General features: G+C 70.1%; 4 protein-coding genes. 3 read left to right on the forward strand and 1 reads right to left on the reverse strand.

The window, feature by feature from the left end:
- Nucleotides 1-753 precede the first annotated feature (753 nt).
- A complete protein-coding gene (locus ACH4J0_RS37655) occupies nt 754-963 on the forward strand; it encodes a hypothetical protein (RefSeq protein ID WP_396245695.1) in 210 nt (69 codons plus the stop codon).
- A 252-nt stretch (nt 964-1,215) separates the two neighbouring features.
- Here ACH4J0_RS37655 and dnaK read toward each other — a convergent pair whose 3' ends face one another.
- Nucleotides 1,216-3,072, reverse strand: coding sequence for a molecular chaperone DnaK (gene dnaK / locus ACH4J0_RS37660; protein ID WP_396245696.1), 1,857 nt, complete (start codon nt 3,070-3,072; stop codon nt 1,216-1,218).
- Nucleotides 3,073-3,140: 68 nt separating this feature from the next.
- Between dnaK and ACH4J0_RS37665 the strand changes: the two genes are divergently transcribed.
- Both ACH4J0_RS37665 and ACH4J0_RS37670 read left to right on the forward strand, forming a co-directional pair.
- Nucleotides 3,141-3,614: a DUF5994 family protein gene (locus ACH4J0_RS37665; protein ID WP_396245699.1), complete on the forward strand. Its 474-nt coding sequence runs from the start codon at nt 3,141-3,143 to the stop codon at nt 3,612-3,614.
- A gap of 524 nt (nt 3,615-4,138) precedes the next feature.
- Nucleotides 4,139-5,035, forward strand: coding sequence for a slipin family protein (locus ACH4J0_RS37670; RefSeq protein ID WP_396245697.1), 897 nt, complete (start codon nt 4,139-4,141; stop codon nt 5,033-5,035).
- The last annotated feature ends 18 nt before the right edge of the window (nt 5,036-5,053 follow it).

The raw sequence follows: 5,053 nt of genomic DNA on the forward strand, positions 1-5,053 counted from the left end.
TGGGGGGGGGGGGGGGGGGGGGGGGGCGGGGGGTGGGGGGGGGGGGGGGGGCCGGCGCCCCGGGCCGGGGCGCCCGGCAAAAACCGCCGGGGGGGGGGGGGGGCCGCGCGCCCCCCCCCCCCCCCACCCGGCAACCGCACCCCAACGGCGCCGGAATCAAACATGCAGCGGGCGCCTGCGCTCCCACACCAGGGTCGCGACGCCCGCCTCGTCCTGCGGGTGCGGAAGCAGGGCGAGCGCCGGGCCCCAGCAGGGGACGCCATGCGTAACACTGTGTGCCGCGTCGGATACGAGTCGAGGCGGCGAGGGCGGCGCACCGAGCCCCGACGCCGTTCGGAGGGGCGCACGGCAGGATGCACCGCACGTACGCCCGGACCTCACCCTGACCGTCATCCTCCCGGAGATCGTCGTGCGGCACTGGCGTCACCGCCTCCTGCACAACCGTCTCGCGGCCAGGCTACGGAGAGTGCTGCGCCCCCTGCTGAAGGTCGTCGTCACGACCGTCCCGTTCCACGTGTAGGACGGCGGCGGCACTGAGCAACCCGACGTGTCCGATCGCGCGCAGTGGCACATCCACTTCGTCGGGCCACCGGGACGGTTCCTCGTCCGCCCCGGAAAGGCCGACCCTCGGCACGGGCGCAACGGATAGTCGGCCCCGGGCCGACCAGGGCACGGAGGTGGACTCCAGGCCCCTTGGGCGGGCATGACGGGGCTCCGGTGGTGGGCCCGGGCTCAAACCTGGACAATCAGGTCATGGCAAGCCTTGAGGCGAACCCCGGAACAGTGCATCTGGCCCATGGGGCGGGATACGTCAGCCCCGGCGTTGCGCTCGGCGAGTCGGTCGGGGGCATCATTCGTATCGACGAGCACGGATGGGTGCACGTTACTCAGAAGGACGGATCTCGGGTGTCGTTCCCGCCGCATGCTGTGGAACGCATCGACTGGGGCGAGGACGCTTCCTAGACACGAGGCTCCGAGCCTTGCCGCGGGCAGAGCACGGCCGCCCCGTCGCACGCGAAGGCGCCTGTGCCGTGCCAGTGAGAACGCCGCAGGGCGCACCGTTCGGCCACGGCCGCCGGCCCGCCACCGCGAGCCGGCGGGCGCCCCGGTGGGCGGGCCTGTCGGGGCGCGGCCGGACCGTCATGACCGGAGGGTGGCCGCTGTCACGGATGACGCCCCCAGGGCGGTCGTCCCGGCCCGGGTCGGCGGGCCGGCTCATCCGGGGGCTCCTTTCGGAGTCTGGTCGTCGACGATCTCCGCATCAACGACCTCCGCCTCATCGCCGCTCTGCGTCGGGCCGGTGCCAGCCGCGCCTTGCGGGCCGCCGGCCTGGGCGTAGAGGGCGGTGCCGATCTTCTGTGCGACAGTGGCCGCGCGCTCCATCGAGGTGCGGATGGCCGTGGCGTCCTCGCTCTTGAGCTTGTCCTTGAGATCCGCCAGGGCCCCGTTGACCTCGGACGTGACGTCTGAGGGGATCTTGTCCGGGTTGTCCTGGAGGAGCTTCTCGGTGGAGTAGACGAGGTGTTCGGCCTGGTTGCGGGTCTCGGCGGCCTCCTTGCGGCGACGGTCCTCCTCGGCGTGCTGCTCGGCCTCGCGCATCATGCGCTCGATGTCCTGCTTGGGCAGGGAGGAGCCGCCGGTGACGGTCATCCTCTGTTCCCGTCCGGTGCCGAGGTCCTTGGCTGCGACGTGCATGATGCCGTTGGCGTCGATGTCGAAGGTGACCTCGATCTGCGGCAGGCCGCGCGGCGCCGGCGGCAGGCCGGTCAGCTCGAACATGCCGAGCTTCTTGTTGTACGCGGCGATCTCGCGCTCGCCCTGGAAGACCTGGATCTGCACGGACGGCTGGTTGTCCTCGGCCGTGGTGAAGATCTCGGAGCGCCGGGTGGGGATCGTGGTGTTGCGCTCGATCAGCTTGGTCATGATGCCGCCCTTGGTCTCGATGCCGAGAGACAGCGGGGTGACGTCCAGCAGCAGGACGTCCTTGACCTCGCCCTTGAGGACACCGGCCTGCAGGGAGGCACCGACGGCGACGACCTCGTCCGGGTTGACGCCCTTGTGCGGGTCCTTGCCGGTCAGCTCCTTCACCAGGCCGGTGACGGCCGGCATGCGGGTCGAGCCGCCGACGAGGATGACGTGGTCGATGTCGGACACCTTGATCCCGGCGTCCTTCACCGCCTGGTGGAACGGGGTCTTGCAGCGTTCCAGCAGGTCGGCGGTGAGCTGCTCGAACTGGGCGCGGGTGAGCTTCTCGTCCAGGTGCAGCGCGCCCTCGGCGGAGGCCGTGACGTACGGCAGGTTGATCGTCGTCTCGCTCGTCGAGGACAGCTCGATCTTGGCCTTCTCGGCAGCCTCGCGCAGCCGCTGCGCGGCCATCTTGTCCTTCGACAGGTCGATGCCGTAGCCGTTCCTGAACTGCTGGACGAGGTGGTCGACGATCTTCTGGTCCCAGTCGTCGCCGCCGAGATGGGTATCGCCGTTGGTGGCCTTCACCTCCACCACGCCCTCGCCGATCTCCAGCAGGGAGACGTCGAAGGTACCGCCGCCGAGGTCGAAGACCAGGATCGTCTGGTCACTCTCCTTGTCCAGCCCGTACGCGAGGGCCGCGGCGGTCGGCTCGTTGACGATGCGCAGCACCTTCAGGCCGGCGATCTCCCCGGCTTCCTTGGTGGCGGTGCGCTGGGAGTCGTTGAAGTAGGCGGGGACGGTGACGACGGCGTCGGTGACGTCCTCGCCGAGGTAGGCCTCGGCGTCGCGCTTGAGCTTCTGCAGTACACGGGCGGAGATCTCCTGCGCCGTGTACCGCTTTCCATCGACGTCGCCGGCGTCGGGGAAGCGCCAGTGCGGGTCGCCCACGTGGCGCTTGACGGAGCGGGCGGTGCGGTCCACGTTCGTGACGGCCTGGCGCTTGGCGACTTCGCCGACCAGCACGTCGCCGCCCTTGGCGAACGCCACGACTGACGGGGTGGTGCGCGCCCCTTCCGCATTGGGGATGACGGTGGGCTCGCCCCCCTCCAGGACACAGACGACGGAGTTCGTGGTGCCCAGATCGATACCGACGGAGCGAGCCATCGCGGGGCCTCCTCCCGCACGAGCGGATTCCTTGAGCCAACCCCCTCTGCCTCACTCGTAAGACTTGAATTGCCCGGTGTCAAGGGCTTGCGTCGAGCGCTCGCAGGACGGGGTGCGGGCGGACGGTCCTGTTGCGGCTGGAGACCGCCCGGTCACGCGAAGGTGCACTCGACGGCGCGTGGTGGCCGCGTTCACGGGACATCAGCGCCGAGCTGCCTGTTCTGGTCCGCGCGTTGACCGAACACCTCGGGCCCGTCGCGAGCGTCGGCCTGGACACGGAAGCCTGGGACGACGTCCCGGCCCGCCTGGTCGTCGACGGCCGGTCGGTGCACATCGACCGGTACCCGGTCGGCGACGACACCGTGATCATCACGCGGGGCGACCGCGATCACTTCAGCCCGCTCGTCGTCCCCCCGCAGGCGAGCCGGGAAGCGGCCCTGGCCGCGATGGCCCGCGCGGTCGAGGCCGACGGAACCGACTCGGCACGGCAGATCCTCATCACCACCGGCATCGGTCCCGAGCCACCGGCCGAAGCGTCCTGAGGGACGGCCTCGTGGGCCGGGCTCCTCGGGCAGACAGGAAAGGCGGGACGCAGAGATGTCCGTCCACGTGAAACTCTCGGCCGACGCCCGGGCACCGGCGGAGCCGTCGAAGGGGCCGCTGGACCTGCGGTACGAGGACGACACGGACAACGGCGTCACCTTCGAGTACGACCTGCACCCGAGCGGCGCGCTGCTGCCGACAGTGGCCCCGGGTGTGGTTACGGGCGAGGCGCAGGGTGGCCGGGTACTTGCGTTCGCCGGCCCTCCCAGCTCCGGTGTCGGCGTTCGGGAGACGGATGCGTCCTCGGGGACGCCATCGGTGACCCGTCGAGCCGGGGGTCCTGCACTTGGGGTGGGCCGGTCACGACGGGAGCATGCCCGTTCGGCCCTGTCGCCGCCGTCGGAGGCGGGGCAGGCTCACGGTAGGACCGCAAACCGGTCCCGCGCCTCCCGGTCGCTCCGCTCGTGGCGACGCGTTCCCGGACCTGGCTGTCGACGCAGGCCCGCAGTCGAAGGGAGCCGAAATGACCGCCGTGATCGCAGTCCTGGTGGTGCTGGTCATCCTGGTCCTGATCGGGCTCGCGATGTCGGTCCGCATCGTCCGCCAGTACGAGAAGGGGGTCGTCTTCCGGTTCGGCCAGATCACCGGAGCACGCGACCCGGGACTGCGCCTGATCATCCCGTTCGCCGACGTCATGCACCACATCTCGCTGCGGATCGTCACCATGCCGATCCAGTCCCAGGGCATCATCACCCGCGACAACGTCAGCGTCGACGTCTCCGCCGTCGCCTACTTCCGCGTCGTGGACGCGATCAAGTCGGTCATCGCCATCGAGAACGTGAGTTCCGCGATCAACCAGATCGCCCAGACGACCCTGCGCAAGGTCGTCGGCCAGCACACCCTGGACGAAACCCTTTCCGAGACCGACCGCATCAACCTGGACATCCGCCGCATCCTGGACGTCACCACGACCGAATGGGGCGTGGACGTCACCTTGGTCGAACTCAAGGACATCCAACTGCCCGACACGATGAAACGCGCAATGGCCAAGCAGGCCGAAGCCGAACGGGAGAAGCGCGCCAAGATCATCAGCGCACAGGGAGAGTCCATGGCCGCCTCCGCACTCGGCGAAGCCTCCGACACGATGATGGCCCACCCGCTCGCCCTCCAACTGCGCAACCTGCAGAGCCTCGTCGAGATCGCCGTCGACAAGAACAGCACCGTCGTCTTCCCCTCACCCCTGATGAGCACCATCGGCGAACTCGGCTCCTTCCTCTCCCGCGAGGCAACCGCCGCCGCTCCCGCGCCGCAGCCGCCCCTGGACCGCCCGGACGCCCAACTCCCGGCCAAGCCCGTCCGGCTCCCTGTGCCCGACCCCGTTCACGTACCGGCACCCAACGGGGCAACCGGGACCCCGTAGACATCGCTGTCCCTTCCG

Source organism: Kitasatospora sp. NPDC017646 (genome assembly GCF_044329365.1).
In the GTDB taxonomy this organism is placed as follows: domain Bacteria; phylum Actinomycetota; class Actinomycetes; order Streptomycetales; family Streptomycetaceae; genus Kitasatospora.